Genomic DNA, 15,976 nt, shown 5'->3' with positions numbered 1-15,976 from the left:
TAATTGTATTTGTCGTTATTTACATTATATCATGTGAGGGCTTTCATGTTTACTGAAAGGATAAAAAAGGTCATTATCACGATTGCGATAATGACCTTGTCTTTTTATGGACTGGACTTTTTGCCCAGCCTCCTATTTATCTAAGTTATTAATTGTAAATACGATAAAAAAAGAGTAGGCAAGAAGTTGAAAATTAGATTTTTCTCCTTCAAATGCCTACATTTAAAAAGCTATGTATTTAATTATTTACGACGATTTTGTTTTCCCGCATTACGACGTTTATTGTTTTCATTTACAGGTAAAACCGGTTGTTTAGTAGGAACTAAACGTTTTGAACCTTCGGCAGTTGTTTCGTTGGCTTTTTTAACTTTGGTTCGTTTTTGACGAGGAGAATTCTCAAATTTTTTAGCTTCATCATCAAGCATTTTTTGAATTTTAGGTCTCATAACATGATTTGAATAAAGTTGTTGAATGAAACTAAAAATACTACCCGTTAAGAAATAAATTCCTAAACCAGCATTAGATGCATAAGAAATCCAACCTAACATAATTGGATTCATTAACATCATAGAATTAGTAGTTGAATTGGCCGTTGGATTATCCGTTTTTGGAGTAGCGCGTTGCATTAACCAACCTTGTAAGAAGGCAAATACCACTACTAATGCGACAATCAATAAATTACGTTCACCTAAATGAATACCTAAGAATTTACTATCAATAATCTTCTGTGAAGAACGAATAGCGGTATAGACTGCTGAGATAATTGGCATTTGGATTAATAATGGTAAACATCCAGATAAGCCGCCAAACATATCAATATCATATTTTTTGTAAACAGCCATCAATTCATTATTTAAACGAGCTTTTTCAGTAGGGTCGTCTGTAGCATCGATTTCTGCACGAATTTCATCAATTTCTGGCTGTGCAAATTTCATTCTTGCTTGACTAATCATTGAAGATTTTGTCATCTTTAATGATGAAGGTAACATTAATAATCGGGTAATAATGGTAACGATAATAATTGCGACACCATAACTACCACCAAAGATATTAGCTAAGAAGTTTAAAAAGGCTGTTGCAGGTTTACCAAAATATTCATATACCCAACCTGTTGGGGTTCCGTCTGCAGTATATTGCACACATCCACTCGCTATTAAGACAATACCAAATAATAATAATAGCATTGGAAGGTGTTTTTTTAATTTTTTCATTAATTCACTCTCCATTAACATTTCATACCTATATACTATAATGAAATATTAACAAATTTTCAACTGTTTTATAGAGAACGGTCTCAATTATCGAAAAATAAGTGATGAAGCATGTGAAATTTGATAACCAGCTAATCACCGAAATTGTATAAGTTAAGGCTGTAACGACTATTTATTATTTAAGTTGTCGATTATTAAAATGAAACATCATTTGGTAGGTTTATTTACTATCTATTTCGCTGATAAATTAAATTGGCGCAGCGAATGCATTTATTTTTGTTCTTTATTCATTATCGTTTTGATTAATGATGTTGGGTTCATTTTTATGAGACCAAATGGTTAAGTTGGCAGGTCTAAATGAGCCATAATGGTTAATAGTGAATTGAAAAATCTTGGTATGTTTCCGTTGGCGTAATTTCATTAATATCAATTTTATCGATTTTAATTAGCCGATAAGGGGTATTAAAGACTTCGTCAATAAAGTAGTCTATCGAATTTTCAGTAGTTTGAACGATTGCTTTGACCGTGCCATCATTTAAATTTTCAACAAAACCTTTAACTTGAGATTTAAGTGCGCACTGATAAACATGATAACGAAATCCGACCCCTTGAACATTTCCTTTAAAAATAAGTTCAAATGTATGCATAGCCCTCATCCTTTTCATTTTGTATGTTTTCATCATATCAAAAAAAAGTGAATATGTGTTATAATAATGTGCAGAGAATTTAAGAAAGTGGAGTGTGAGCATTTTGGCTAAAAAAAATACCAACCAAAACAACTCGAAAAAACAAAAAAGTAGCACTCAGACAACTTTAAAATTAAAATATGAAATTACCTATTTAATAATAGGTTTAATCATTTTTTTTATTAGTTTATTATCACTATTTGATGGTGGTTTTGTCGGTAATTTATTTGCGAATACTTTTCGTTTATTAATTGGTGAAACCTATACCTTGTTTTTACTCAGTGCTATTTTATGGGCAACCTATTTAATTTTAAAAGGACATTTACCTAAAATTCAATGGTGGCGTTATTTAGGGGCCTTTTTAATTTTAGTATCCTTGACGACAGTATTACATTTTAATTTATTTAATAGTGTCGAACCTTCAGCAATCTTTCGATTAACTTATGAACGATTTCAAAATGATTTTCTTGTGAGCCAAAATCGAACGGATTTAGGAGGCGGATTTTTAGGAGCTGCTTTTTATTCAACTTTAGGCTATTTATTTGGTCGTTGGGGTACCTATTTATTTTCTGGTATTCTTTTCATTATTGGCTTTTGTTTAGTTGAAAGTATCAGTTTTGAGATGTTGAAACAATTTTTCTACAATACATTTGTGGGTATCCGCAATATACTTAAAAAATTATTTCCTAATTTTGAGGAGATTAAAGATGTATTCAATGATCAAGCAATGGATGTCGCTATTTTACAAGAAGATGATCCGGAATCGATTGAACCGTTTAATTCAGATGTAGGAATGTCCGAAACAACAGTTACGGAAAAGAAACCTTCTTTATTCAATCGACTGTTCAAAGACAAACAAGTAGTTAATCAATCGGATGATTTGTATCAGACAGCTTATAAACCAACTTATCAAGATGCTGGAACTAGAGAATTTAAGCCCTATGATTTAGGAAAGGAAACAGTTGTCAACCGCATTGTGCGTGAAGAAAAGGTGTTAGATTTAGATTATTTTGATTATGATCATAACTTAAAAAAACAATCTAAGTCGAATAACCAACCCGCTAAAGCAGAGATTACTAAACCAATTATTATAAGCTCTAATCAAGCAACACAGAATGAAATGGCTGCTGACCAAGTTGCAGTATCCAAAGAAAAATCGTTTGATGAGGGAGAGCTCCCATCTACCAACGCAACAACCGATGACCTACAGACTTTGGAAGTTGAAGAACAACCTAGTCAACGCATGAGTTCAGCTGGACATTGGCAAAATCAAGCGACGAGTACGCAAGACTTAACTACTGATGAGATTGAAAAAGTATTGGATTCGGCTGAAATTGCTGAACCCAAAGTCAATAAGAAACCAGCTCAAGTTAAGAAGGGCAAAAAATTAACCTTACCCGGTAAAAACTTATTGAAAAAAATACCACCGGTAGACCAAAGTGAAGAATACGAACGTATTAATGAAAATATCGAAAAATTAGAACGTACCTTTGAAAGTTTTGGCGTAAAAGCCAAAGTGGTACAAGCTAATTTAGGCCCATCGGTAACGAAGTACGAAATTGAACCGGCAGTCGGGGTAAAGGTTAGTAAAATTGTTTCTTTATCTGATGATATTGCCTTGGCATTAGCCGCACGTGATATTCGGATGGAAGCACCGATTCCGGGCAAATCATTGATTGGGATCGAAGTACCGAATACTCAAGTTAGTCCGGTTTCCTTTTGGGAAATTATTGATGCCGCACTTGAAAGTAAAAACTTATTGGAAGTGCCATTGGGTCGTGATATCTCGGGATCTGTCTGTTTAGCTGATTTAAGCAAGATGCCTCACTTATTAATTGCTGGAGCTACTGGTTCAGGTAAATCGGTGGGGATGAATGTTATTATTGTATCCTTGTTAATGAAAGCTCAACCGGATGAAGTTAAATTTTTAATGATTGATCCGAAAAAAGTTGAATTGACACTCTATGATGATTTACCACATCAATTGACACCTGTTGTCACTAATCCACGAAAAGCAGCTCAAGCTTTAAATAAAGTGGTTCAAGAAATGGAACGACGTTATGAATTATTTGCAGCGTCAAATGTGCGAAATATTGATAGTTATAATGAACAAGTAGATGACTGGAACAAAGAACAGCGAGAGGCCGTTTATGAAAAACTACCTAAAATTATTGTATTTGTTGATGAGTTAGCGGATTTAATGATGGTCGCAAGTAATGAAGTCGAAAACGCCATTATACGCTTGGCGCAAATGGCACGTGCTGCTGGGATTCATATGATTATCGCTACTCAAAGACCATCAGTGGATGTCATTACGGGGATTATTAAAGCCAATGTACCGAGCCGTTTAGCCTTTGCTGTTTCAAGTGGTACTGACTCACGAACTATTTTAGATAGTAATGGGGCAGAAAAATTACTTGGACGTGGGGATATGCTATTTCAACCAATGGGTAAAAATAAACCAGTTCGTGTTCAAGGTGCTTATATTTCCGATACAGAAGTTGAACGGATTACAGATTTTATTAAAGATCAACAAAAAGCTGATTACGAAGATTCACTGATTGATCTCGATGAGGAGAGTGAAAGTTCACTTGGTGTGAGTGAAGATGAGTACTTTGAAGAGGCTGTCGCCATGCTTGAAGGACTTGAAACCATTAGTATTTCTCAATTACAACGTAAATTCAGAATCGGTTATAACCGGGCAGCCCGTTTAGTGGATGATATGGAAGCGGCAGGTTTAGTTGCTCCGCAAGATGGTAGTAAGCCACGTCAAGTATTATAGAATTGACTAGTATCCATTTAGATGATATGACCGAAGATATACCAATCAATTAAATAAAAATAAAACGAGATTTAGCTAGACTCAAATGTCATTTCCTTTAAATCATAAAAGGAACGATAAGGAGCATTACGCATAGAGCGAGCTAATCTCGTTTTTTATTTATAAACTTTGAATCAGTACCATATAAACAATTGTTCCAATACTAATACTTAATAATAAATTACGTTTGAATAAATGAATAATAATGACAACAAGCGTTGCAATGAAACCATACCAGTTTTGTTGAGAAAATGGTATTTGATAATTTTTAAAAGCATAAATAACTAATAAAGCTAGAACAGCACTTGGTAAAACCTCACCCAAATATCGTACAAATTGAGGTGGTTCTTTACTTTCAGGAAAGATAAGAAACGTAATAAAACGAGTGGTCATGGTACCTAAAACTACCACTAGAATTGTCATAATTTGTTGTGTATTTGTCATCTTCATCGCTCCCAACCGCTAGGCTTCGTTATAAAAAATTGAAAAGAAAAAATGAGTATAATTATTACCATCGCAGGAATCATAAAATTTTCTGCCCCAAATACGATAAGACTTAATAGAGAGGCCAACAAACCAATAAATACGGAATGATGTTGTTTTTTCTTAAGCCAGTGATCGAGTAATAACACAATAAAAAGCGCATTTAGGACAAAATCAATCCCTTGAGTATCAAAAGGCAAATGATTACCAAAAATAGCACCTACAGCTGTACCAAACACCCAATACATTTGATTTAACCAAGTAACATGAAAATAGACCCAACTTTTATCTAAGTATTCCGGAATATCAAGTGATACATTAATCGAAAAAGTTTCGTCACACATGCCAAAAATAATAAAAAATTTCTTCCAACCTAAATTTTTAAATTTATCTAGCATCGATAATCCATAAAATATATGACGAGCATTCACCATGAGCGTTAATAAATAGGACATTATCGGATTAAAGGTTCCTAATAACATACTCATGGTGACAAACTCCATTGACCCGGCATAGACGATAGCACTGGTTATAATAGGAAACAGCGGATGAAAACCTAAAGAAGTGGCGAAGATACCATAGGATATGCCTAAAAATAAAAAACCTGTAAAAATTGGGATTGTTTTGGGAAAAGCAAATTTAAAAGCTTCTTTCATTCTCATGCTCCTTTACAAAAAAATAAGGTATCATAGTACCTAGAAGTTTTTTATAAAAAATTAAAAACGTATTAGCATTACTTAATTTTATTTTAACCACCTACTTTAGTCAAGTTTTGTGAGTTGTTTAAATTAAGTTGCTTGACTGATATGAAATTGGTAAAATACTAAAAGTATATGAGGTGATAATAAATGAAAAAAATAACCATTGCTATCGATGGACCGGCTTCTTCGGGTAAAAGTACTATCGCCAAAGAGGTCGCTCAACGATTGGGAATAGCTTATATCGATACGGGTGCGATGTATCGCGGTATTACTTTAGCATTAATAGAGCAAAATATACCTTTCGCTGATGTCGATCAAATCGTGGCATTGATGAATCAAATAAAAATGGAATTTAAAATAATTGAAGGGAGTCAGCATCTTTTCATTGAAGGAGAAGATGTCTCGAAAAAATTCGTTCAGTCGAAGTAACCGAAAATGTTTCAGAAGTCGCTGCAATACCTGAAGTGCGCCAACACTTAGTAAGTCTGCAACAACGAATGGCTGAAGCCAGTTCAGTTGTAATGGATGGCCGTGATATTGGAACAGTGGTGTTACCTAATGCACCATACAAGTTTTTCTTTACGGCCAGACCACAGGTAAGGGCCTTACGACGTTATAAAGAAAATATTGCAAAGGGCTTGACATCACAAAGTTTAGCTGAAATAGAAGCATCTATCATTGAACGGGATCGCTATGACTCGACCAGAGAACATAGTCCCTTAAAAAAAGCGGATGATGCGATTTTAATTGATACGAGTGACTTGACGATTGACGAAATCGTCACAAATATCATTCAAAATGTTGAAAAATAAGTGTTAAATTGATAGTTTTATCGCTTTCTTACTAGACGAAAGCTGATTTATTTGTTAAAATGTTCATTGTAGGCTCTTTATAATTAAAAAGAGCGACAATATTGTAGGTAACTGCTTAGGAGGAACTGGTAGATGTCAGAAGTTGAAAAGACAGAAATTGAAATGACTGAAGTAGAAAATACTGAAGTTGAAAGTACAGAAGTTGAGAATACTGAAGTTGAAGAAACTGAAGTAGCAAAAGTTGAAGATACAAAAGAGGAAGAAGCTCCTGTTGTATTAGAAACAATGGAAGATGCTTTAGATAGCGTCATCGAAATTAAGATTGGTGATACTGTAAAAGGTGATGTATTAGCCTTTGATGATAACCAAGTACGTGTTGCTATTAAAGAATCTGGTGGTTTAGAAGGTGTTATCCCTCGTAATGAATTATCAGAATCTTCATTTGAAGAATTATCAGATATCGTATCAATTGGTGATGAAGTAGAATTAGTTGTTTTAAAACCAATTAAAGATAAAGAAAATGGTAACTACTTATTATCTAAAAAACGCGTTGAAGCTAAAAAAGTTTGGGCTGAATTAAAAGAAAAAGCTGACAAAGGCGAAACAATTGAAGCACCTGTAAAAGATGTTGTCAAAGGTGGTTTAGTAGTTGATGCTGGTGTTCGTGGATTCGTTCCAGCTTCTATGGTTGAAGATCACTTTGTAGAAGACTTCTCACCATACAAAGGTCAAACTTTAGAATTCAAGATCGTTGAAATCGATGATATGGATAATCGTTTAATTTTATCTCATAAAGAAATCGCTAGAGCTGAACGTGAAGCAAAACGTGCAGAAATTTTATCTAATTTAGAAGTGGATTCTATTGTAGAAGGTAAAGTTGCGCGCTTAACAAACTTTGGTGCCTTTATCGATTTAGGTGGGGTTGATGGATTAGTTCATATTAGCCGTATTTCACACCAACACATTAACAAGCCAAGTGATGCGTTAACTATTGGTGATACCGTTCAAGTGAAAGTATTATCAGTTGATGAAGAAAAAGGACGTATTTCATTATCAATTAAAGACACTCTACCTGGACCTTGGGATAATATCGAAGAAAAAGCAAGTGAAGGAACTGTCTTAAAAGGAACTGTAAAACGTTTAACTGATTTCGGTGCATTCGTTGAAGTATTCCCTGGAGTTGAAGGTTTAGTTCACGTTTCACAAATTGCTCATGAGCACGTTGCATCTCCTGCTGATAAATTAGAAGAAGGTCAAGAAATTGATGTTAAAGTTTTAAGTACTGATGCTGAAAATCAAAGATTATCATTATCAATTAAAGCTTTATTAGAAAGACCAGCTCAATCAGCAAGAGAAGAACAAGCTTTTACTGAAGGCGAAGCAGCAAAACCTGCACGTTCTAATAACCAACGTCCAAGAAGAAATAGTGGACAAGCTCGTCGTCAAAATAATTCGAATACAAAAACAACATATTCAGATTCTAATGACACTGGCTTCACAATTGGTGATGTATTTGGAGATTTACTTGATGGTTTCAAACCAGATGGTGAATAATCGATACTTTAAATAAAGTCAATCAGGCTGTGACCTAAGTCGCAGCCTTTTCTTATGAAATTTTTTGGAGGTGAACAGATGAGTATTCCTACAGTTGCTTTAGTTGGAAGACCCAATGTGGGCAAATCAACCGTATTTAATCGTTTAGTAGGGGAACGAATTTCCATTGTTGAAGATTATCCTGGTGTTACCCGTGACCGTATATATGCAAAAGGGGAATGGTTAGGAAAAGAATTTCGTTTAATTGATACGGGTGGGATTGAGATGATTGATGAACCTATCATGAATCAAATCCGTTATCAAGCACAAATTGCGATTGATGAAGCAGATGTCATTCTCTTTTTAACGAGTGCAAGAGAAGGCGTAACAGATGCTGATGAAGAATTATCAATGTTACTGCATCGAACTAATAAACCGGTGATCCTTTTAGTGAATAAAGCCGACAATCCAGAACAACGTCAACAAGTTTGGGAGTTTTACTCACTTGGCCAAGGTGATCCTTTCCCAGTATCTGGAGCACATGGAACAGGATTAGGTGATGTTTTAGATAAGATTTTTACCTATATTCCAGAAGACGCTCAAACAAAGGAAAATGAGGACGTAATCAAGTTTAGTTTTATTGGACGTCCGAATGTGGGGAAATCTAGCTTAGTCAATGCCATCTTAAAAGAACAGCGAGTGATTGTTTCCGATATGGAAGGGACAACTCGAGAAGCAGTTGATACTTATTTTACCACTGACAATGGTCGTGAATTTAATATGATCGATACGGCTGGTATTCGTAAACGGGGTAAAGTTTATGAAAATACCGAAAAATACAGTGTGTTAAGAGCCTTATCTGCGATTGATCGTAGTGATATTGTCTGTTTAGTAATTGATGCTGTAACAGGTATTAGAGAACAAGATAAAAAGGTTGCCGGTTATGCTTATGAAGCAGGCAAAGGAATTGTTATTTTAGTGAATAAATGGGATGCGGTTGATAAAACGGAAAACTTATTCGAAGAATTTACCAAAGATGTTCGTGCACAATTTCAATATTTAGAATTTGCCCCTATATTATTTGTCAGTGCCAAAACAGGTCAACGATTGAATCGATTACCAGAAATATTAGAAATGATTTATGATAATCGTCATCGTCGTATTCAATCTTCTGTTCTCAATGATGTATTAATGGATGCTGTCGCAATGAATCCAACTCCGACTGATAAGGGTCGAAGATTGAAGATTTATTATATGACTCAAGTAGCCGTTAATCCCCCAACTTTTGTTGTCTTTGTCAATGACTTAGAACTGATGCATTTCAGTTATGAACGTTTTTTACAAAATCAACTCCGTGATTCTTTTTATTTTGAAGGAACACCAATAAAATTAATTGTCAGAGAGCGTGAATAGAAGTCTTTTTATTGAATTCATCATGAAGATGTGCTATTCTGATATAGAAATAACTGTTGAAATTTATTTCGATGTAATACTCTTAAAGAGTAAAAATTAAGGAGGAATTTACTAATGGCAAATAAAGCAGAATTAGTAGAAAAAGTAGTAGCTAAAACAAACTTAACTAAGAAAGATGTAACTGCAACTGTAGAAGCATTATTCGAAACAATTCAAGAAGAATTATCTGCAGGTGAAAAAGTTCAATTAATCGGCTTTGGTACATTTGAAGTTCGTGAACGTGCAGCTCGTAAAGGTCGTAACCCTCAAACAGGTGAAGAAATTGAAATCGCTGCTTCTAAAGTTCCAGGATTTAAAGCTGGTAAAGCATTAAAAGACGCAGTTAAATAATTTTAAAATTAACTAAGATAAAATAGACAGAAAATGGAAAGTTTAATTTTTCCTTTCTGTCTTTTTTTATATAGAATGATCGATAATAATGGTGATTTGTCTTTTTTTGTTTGAAGAGATAAATATCATCTTAATGGTTCAATGTTGTGTGAACTCGGTTGACCGCTTCAACTCTGTCCAATGATTCACTGACAGACCATTTAAGATTTATAAGAGTCAAAATTTTATTTTGATTTAAAACATGATATAATACAATAGAGTTTTGAGAATGAAAAAGGAGAATCAATATGTCTCTTGCCCAGGAATTATTTAAAGAATATCAAACAGTTGCGAATGGTTATAGCTTAATTCAAGAATTAGAATATTATTTGCAATTAGCAGTTGAAGAAAATGACACTTACTTAGAATTGACTGAATTAGCTCAGTTATTTGGACGTAGTGGTTATCTTGATTTGAAAATCGCTTTATTAAATGAATTGTGGAATATAAAACCGGATGTTGAAATTGGCTATTTATTAGCACAACAAGCTTATGATTTAGATCAAATTGAGCAAGCGGCTGAGTGGATAGACAAACTATCCCATTTTACGATGACAGAAAAAATGCGCCTTTTACAAGCTCATATTGCGGGTAAACGAGGGGATACACATCAACAAAAAATGTTGCTCGATCAATTATTAAAGGAAAATCCCCAATCTGCGACATTGTATTATTACCAAGCTCAGTTTTACTTAAACGAAAATGATTTTATCAAAGCTAAAGAATTTTTGAATGTTATTTTGAACTACTTTCCGCAAAGTCAATGGGCTAAGTCTGCACGTTCATTGCTAATTAATACGATGATAGACAGTGAATTCATTGATCCTGAGCAATTATCCAATTTGATAGCAAACAAGCAATTACCCGAATTTGAAACTGCTACAGATTGGTTGCAAATTGCCAAAGCGTCCTTTGTTGTTGAGGATTATGAACAAGCACTTGCATTTGCTAAGCAATCATTTGAACTGGATAAGGACAATTTAGATAGTATTTTTCTTCAATTACAAATTGCTGTCATCCAACAAGACGTAACAGCTGCTAAGAAGCTTTTAGAATGGCTAGAACGCAATATTCCTATCGGACATGAATTAATTGGTGAAATGAGCCAATTAGCAGCACAAATGGACTTATTAAGCGATTCATTAATCGAAAAGTTAATTGACTATACTTTATTATTAGAAGATAATAGTGAACAATTCCAATATATTCAACTGATTACCCATTATTATGTTAAAATGAATCAAGCAGCACCACTAGAAGCATTTGCTGATATGATGGCAGAAGAGATTGAAGAACCTGCATCGTTAAGTTATGCTTATGCTAAATATTTTGAATTATCCAATAATTTTGTTGAGGCTGAAGCTTATTATTTAGATGCCATTGAATTAGCTTTAAATATACCGACATTGGTTTATGAATTAGCCCAACTGTATCTTAAGTTCAATGAAAAAGAATTAGCAGCCCCCTTAAAGACACAGTACCAAAACACACTTTATGATATACCGGAATTAAGACAGTTAATAATTGAGTAGGAGGGATAAAATGATGGTTAACCGCAATCAAAGAAAAAGACAATTCTTAGACTGGCTTATTAAACATTTCAAGCACCAAAATCCGGTGGTTAATCAATTTTTATATTTTTTAATGACCGAACCCAATTGTATTCAGTACATTACGTTTACTGAGCAGAGTCATTATACTCCAAGAGGTATTTATATTTCATATCATACTAAAAGCAACCAACCTTTTGTTTATTATAAAGATTTTCGAAAATATACTTTATGTGAACAAGCTTTTCATGATTTTCGCTTAAATTATCAAGTTAATCGTGATCAATTTTATCTTGAAATTGATATCCCGAATGTTTATGCAGTGTTATATGAGTTTGATATTTTTGAAGAAAATCCTTATCTACCAAAAGATGAGCAATTTGAAGAGAATACGGATGTGTTTTTAGAACAATTAACGCTGGATGTTCAAATAAAGATTTGGCGCCAAAAAATTGATGAAGGATTAAGTAAGCATAATTACGAGCAGGTTGAATATTATTTACAATTAATCGAGAAAGCAAAGGGTGAGTAAATGAAAATAGAATTAACAGATCCTTTGTTTCTGGAAGCTCAACCGATATTAAAGCGAATTGAGTCTCATGGTTATGAGGCTTATTTTGTTGGTGGATGTGTCCGTGATACATTATTGGGTAAAACAATCCATGATATTGATATTGCTAGTAGTGCTTTACCAAATGAAATTGAAGAGATTTTTTACAATACAATTGATGTGGGAAAAGAACACGGCACGATTATTGTAGTAGAAAAACATATTCCTTATGAAATTACGACCTTTCGAACTGAAGGAAATTATTCTGATTTTAGACATCCTGATACCGTAAATTTTGTCCGAGATTTAAGAGAAGATACTTTAAGGCGTGATTTTACTATCAATGCTTTAGCTTTTGATGCAGAAGGGCAATTATTTGATTATCATCATGGTGTGGAAGACCTTCAAGCGCAATTGATTCGGGCGGTCGGAGTGCCAGCGGAACGATTTCAAGAAGATGCACTTAGAATTATCCGCGCTATTCGTTTTGCTAGCCAGTTAGGTTTTACCATTGAACCTTTAACTTTTGAAGCCATTCAACAATATGCCCACTTATTACCTAAAATAGCAGTTGAAAGAGTCAGAATTGAATTGAGTAAATATTTTCAAGGAAGTCATTTCAAAGATAACGCACTACTATTATTTGATACCCAGATTAGTCAGCATTTACCATTATTAGATGGTTTAGATTGTCAAAAGGCTTTGCAGTACATGAATGAACAGATACCACCGTCGCTAATGATTGAAGAAAATTTTGCTTGGTTTTTATTCGCCAAAGGCTTAGGGTTAACCGGCATGCAAGCTAATAAGTTTTTAAGAAAATGGACACATAGCAATCATTTAATTCAAGATGTTAAAGATTTTTATGAGCTGGATAAAATAATACAACAAGGTCCATTAACCCTTTGGGAAGTTTATCATTATAAAATGGCATTAATTAATCCCATCGAAGCCAGACAACAGCACTTAAATCCTGATTATCAACCAGTTGCTAAAGGGCTGAAAAGTCAATTAGTAATTCATCAAAAAGCAGATTTAGTAGCTAATGGAAAGACCATCATGGGCTGGTTAGGTTTAGAAAAAGGAAATGCCCAATTAGGAGCTTTATTAAGAGAAATGGAATATCAAGTGGTAATGAGACAATTACCTAATGAAGAAGAAGCACTGAAAGCTTTTGCTTTAAATTATGGAATAGAGTAAGGATGAAGAGCATGGAAACAATCAAAAAAATAGCCTATGTGGATATTGAGACCACTGGTCCTAGTTTTTCTGAAGGGGATCGCATGATTCAAATTGCAGCCATTATTATTGAAAATGGCCAAATTATTGGCGAACATTCCATGCTAATTAATCCCGAACGAGAGATACCAACTCATATACAAAACTTAACGGGTATTAAACAAGAAGAAGTAGATAAAGCACCTACATTTGCCAAGGTGGCCAATTTATGGCTAAATCGATTACAAGATTGTCTTTTTGTGGCACATAATTTAGCCTTTGATTTGCCTTTTATTGAAAAAACTTTTGAAGCGAGTCATTTAACCTTTGATTGTAAATACGCATTAGATAGTGAATGGATTGCGCGTATTATGTTACCTAGTGCGACTGGTTTTAATTTGACAGAATTGGCCCAGAATTTAGGGATTGAATTTCATAATGCTCATGATGCGAAAATGGACGCATTGGTTACAGCTAGAATATTAAGTGATTTAGCTCAAGCTTTCTATCAACTACCGGGTGATGCTAGTGCAAAATTAGTGGATTTAAGTCGTTTTTTAAAACATAATGAACAGTACTTTTTTGAAAATCCAGGTGAGTTTATTTTAATAGATAACACCCTACGCGTTTCACAAGCGAGTCAAATCGAGACGAAGCAGGAAGACCCATTAGCCAAATGGATTTTAAATCAATTTCAACTTAATGAACGTGTCATTGTAAAAGCCAATCGGGCACCATTACCACTCGATACTAAACGAAACTTAGTACATCAAATAACGGAACCTACTGTTTTTGTGACCAATGATGTGGAATATTATCAACATCATTTACCTCATTGTTTATCGTTGAAAAATAAAAATGAATTTTTAAGTCGAGCAGCTTTAAATTGGTTAATTGATCATTTACATCATTTGAACCTTAACCAGAATGAATTATTGCAGTTATTGGGAGTTTATCAATGGAGTTTTGTGACACAATCCGGGTTATTAGACGAATTAAATTCGGATATCGCAATTAACCAGATTTTCGAGAAGCATGTGCCATCCCATTTTATGTGGCATGATGATGCCTATTACCAGCGCTATTTAAAGATATTGACCCAGACCCCTTATTTATTAGTGAACCATCAACAAATATACAAATTAAAAGGATTGTTGAATTCAGCAATTTTAAAAACAGGCCATTACCAACTATTTATCGATGATTTGGGAGCATTCGTCTATCAACTTTATGCGTTCAATCGTTTAGAAATACCTCTCAGTCAACATTTTATTGAATTACAAAACTATTATGACTCGATTATGCAAATGGATGAACTACCTGAAACTTTAAAACCGTTAACTGGACCAATGCTATCAGCTTTAAAACAAATCAATGGTTTGTTAATTAGCTTATTAGATGAATTTAAAAAGGAATTTACTAGTTTTTCAAAAGTTCAAGTTCAACGATATCTTGTATGTGAACAGGAATTGAATCAGTATTTAATCAATCAATTAACAGCGATTAAGCAGCAATTAGAGCAATTACGTGCTTTATCAAATGAATTTCATTTAGACTTTCAGCAGTATCTTGAGCTAACCTTGAAAGGCATTAATTCACTATTAAAGGTATCTCTCAATAATGGCGATATTTTAATAAAATCGGTTCAGTTTAATCATAATTTTTTCCATTTAGTGTTAGAATATAATGATCTTCAATCTGATTTAGGTGTTACTACCATATTGGATGCCTTTAATAAAGTCCTAATTTTGGATCAGGATTATTTGGAAACAAAGCAAAATGTATTTGGGAATAACAACTTATTCGAATCATTAAAAAAAATCAATGTACCTGATATTTATTATCAAAAAAAATTGATTAAAATCCCTTTTGGTTATCTGATTGACGCTGAAAATGCAATAGAAATGAATGATTTCGAAGCGATGAGTTATTTTCAAGAAAAAGCTGCCAAAGCTCAAGTGGCTTTTTTAAAAGATAATTTAGAGCAATGTCAACAAAAGATAATGATTATTAGCCCTAATCGAGCAACTGTTGAGTATACTTATAATTTATTAAGTCATGATGGTACCTTCAAGCCTTATCAATTATTAGCTGAAGGCGTCACCGGCAGTGGTCGGAAAGTGATTCGAAATTTTAACGATAATGATCTTTCCATCATGATAATCAGTCGTCATAAAATAGAATTAGAACAATTACCCACTTATGATTTTATATTTGATATTTTTATTCATACGTTACCTTTCACCAGTCAAAATCATCCTTTAAGTAAAAAAATAAAACAGTTCAAAGGGTGGAGTAATAACCAATTATTTGATTATTACTTAATTGCTAGGATGTTAGGTGATTTTAGCCAAACCTTATCATTATTGAATGATTTTTATCCTGATTCGCAAATTTATTTGTTTGATGAACGCATTTATACTAAGTATTACTCCAGTCAAGTTCGGGAATATTTTGAACGTTGGATAAATTTTGAAATTATGGACTGACAGAAACTAAAAAAACTGGTAAAATAGTAATGTTGAAAACCATAAAGGAGGTCGAGGCATGAGTAAGAAGTTTATTCTCA

Annotated in this window: 12 protein-coding genes and 1 pseudogene; 9 read left to right on the top strand and 4 right to left on the bottom strand. The window is 33.6% G+C overall.

The window, feature by feature from the left end:
* Window positions 1-242 precede the first annotated feature (242 nt).
* Together yidC and LB888_RS12085 are read right to left on the bottom strand one after the other, a co-directional pair.
* The gene (gene yidC / locus LB888_RS12090) at window positions 243-1,211 is read right to left on the bottom strand and encodes a membrane protein insertase YidC (protein WP_066126098.1); all 969 of its coding nucleotides are present in this window, start codon (window positions 1,209-1,211) and stop codon (window positions 243-245) included.
* Between the two features lie 371 nt (window positions 1,212-1,582).
* On the bottom strand, window positions 1,583-1,858 hold the full coding sequence (locus tag LB888_RS12085) for an acylphosphatase (protein ID WP_276934370.1): 276 nt from the start codon (window positions 1,856-1,858) through the stop codon (window positions 1,583-1,585).
* A gap of 103 nt (window positions 1,859-1,961) precedes the next feature.
* Between LB888_RS12085 and LB888_RS12080 the strand changes: the two genes are divergently transcribed.
* Window positions 1,962-4,679 carry a DNA translocase FtsK gene (locus LB888_RS12080; protein WP_318753105.1) on the top strand — a complete coding sequence of 906 codons (2,718 nt, stop codon included), beginning with the start codon at window positions 1,962-1,964 and terminating at the stop codon, window positions 4,677-4,679.
* A gap of 159 nt (window positions 4,680-4,838) precedes the next feature.
* On the opposite strand, the gene LB888_RS12075 is transcribed toward LB888_RS12080, so the two are convergent.
* A complete protein-coding gene (locus LB888_RS12075) occupies window positions 4,839-5,162 on the bottom strand; it encodes a branched-chain amino acid transporter permease (protein WP_318753104.1) in 324 nt (107 codons plus the stop codon).
* A gap of 2 nt (window positions 5,163-5,164) precedes the next feature.
* Entirely contained in the window at window positions 5,165-5,857 is a 693-nt protein-coding gene (locus LB888_RS12070; protein ID WP_318753103.1) for an AzlC family ABC transporter permease, read from the bottom strand.
* A 192-nt stretch (window positions 5,858-6,049) separates the two neighbouring features.
* Between LB888_RS12070 and cmk the strand changes: the two are divergent.
* The 8 genes and pseudogenes from cmk (at window position 6,050) to LB888_RS12030 (ending at window position 15,896) form a co-directional block, all read left to right on the top strand.
* Window positions 6,050-6,714, top strand: a pseudogene (gene cmk / locus LB888_RS12065) ((d)CMP kinase).
* Between the two features lie 285 nt (window positions 6,715-6,999).
* A complete protein-coding gene (rpsA, locus tag LB888_RS12060) occupies window positions 7,000-8,268 on the top strand; it encodes a 30S ribosomal protein S1 (protein WP_318753986.1) in 1,269 nt (422 codons plus the stop codon).
* 78 nt (window positions 8,269-8,346) lie between these two features.
* Window positions 8,347-9,660 (top strand): ribosome biogenesis GTPase Der, encoded by a 1,314-nt coding sequence (gene der, locus LB888_RS12055; RefSeq protein ID WP_311919917.1) that lies wholly within the window; start codon window positions 8,347-8,349, stop codon window positions 9,658-9,660.
* Between the two features lie 114 nt (window positions 9,661-9,774).
* Window positions 9,775-10,050: an HU family DNA-binding protein gene (locus LB888_RS12050; RefSeq protein WP_066126414.1), complete on the top strand. Its 276-nt coding sequence runs from the start codon at window positions 9,775-9,777 to the stop codon at window positions 10,048-10,050.
* Window positions 10,051-10,337: 287 nt separating this feature from the next.
* On the top strand, window positions 10,338-11,621 hold the full coding sequence (locus LB888_RS12045) for a tetratricopeptide repeat protein (RefSeq protein WP_318753102.1): 1,284 nt from the start codon (window positions 10,338-10,340) through the stop codon (window positions 11,619-11,621).
* Between the two features lie 10 nt (window positions 11,622-11,631).
* A complete protein-coding gene (locus LB888_RS12040) occupies window positions 11,632-12,171 on the top strand; it encodes a YpiB family protein (RefSeq protein WP_318753101.1) in 540 nt (179 codons plus the stop codon).
* On the top strand, window positions 12,172-13,389 hold the full coding sequence (locus LB888_RS12035; RefSeq protein WP_318753100.1) for a CCA tRNA nucleotidyltransferase: 1,218 nt from the start codon (window positions 12,172-12,174) through the stop codon (window positions 13,387-13,389). It begins immediately after the preceding gene.
* An 11-nt stretch (window positions 13,390-13,400) separates the two neighbouring features.
* Window positions 13,401-15,896, top strand: a complete 2,496-nt coding sequence (locus LB888_RS12030; RefSeq protein WP_318753099.1) for an exonuclease domain-containing protein — start codon at window positions 13,401-13,403, stop codon at window positions 15,894-15,896.
* Window positions 15,897-15,976 lie beyond the last annotated feature (80 nt).

Source organism: Globicatella sp. PHS-GS-PNBC-21-1553 (assembly GCF_033564055.1).
GTDB classification, from domain to species: Bacteria; Bacillota; Bacilli; order Lactobacillales; family Aerococcaceae; genus Globicatella; species Globicatella sulfidifaciens.
Note: the sequence above shows the minus strand (reverse complement) of the source record. Positions and strands in the feature narration are given on the sequence as shown.

What these genes read in the sequence shown, in the direction of transcription:
- rpsA (WP_318753986.1), top strand. Translation starts at nt 7,000, where the DNA reads ATGGAAGATGCTTTAGATAGCGTCATCGAAATTAAGATTGGTGATACT.
- LB888_RS12035 (WP_318753100.1), top strand. Translation starts at nt 12,172, where the DNA reads ATGAAAATAGAATTAACAGATCCTTTGTTTCTGGAAGCTCAACCGATA.
- LB888_RS12070 (WP_318753103.1), bottom strand. Translation starts at nt 5,857, where the DNA reads ATGAAAGAAGCTTTTAAATTTGCTTTTCCCAAAACAATCCCAATTTTT.
- LB888_RS12075 (WP_318753104.1), bottom strand. Translation starts at nt 5,162, where the DNA reads ATGACAAATACACAACAAATTATGACAATTCTAGTGGTAGTTTTAGGT.
- LB888_RS12085 (WP_276934370.1), bottom strand. Translation starts at nt 1,858, where the DNA reads ATGCATACATTTGAACTTATTTTTAAAGGAAATGTTCAAGGGGTCGGA.
- LB888_RS12050 (WP_066126414.1), top strand. Translation starts at nt 9,775, where the DNA reads ATGGCAAATAAAGCAGAATTAGTAGAAAAAGTAGTAGCTAAAACAAAC.
- LB888_RS12040 (WP_318753101.1), top strand. Translation starts at nt 11,632, where the DNA reads ATGATGGTTAACCGCAATCAAAGAAAAAGACAATTCTTAGACTGGCTT.
- der (WP_311919917.1), top strand. Translation starts at nt 8,347, where the DNA reads ATGAGTATTCCTACAGTTGCTTTAGTTGGAAGACCCAATGTGGGCAAA.
- yidC (WP_066126098.1), bottom strand. Translation starts at nt 1,211, where the DNA reads ATGAAAAAATTAAAAAAACACCTTCCAATGCTATTATTATTATTTGGT.
- LB888_RS12030 (WP_318753099.1), top strand. Translation starts at nt 13,401, where the DNA reads ATGGAAACAATCAAAAAAATAGCCTATGTGGATATTGAGACCACTGGT.
- LB888_RS12045 (WP_318753102.1), top strand. Translation starts at nt 10,338, where the DNA reads ATGTCTCTTGCCCAGGAATTATTTAAAGAATATCAAACAGTTGCGAAT.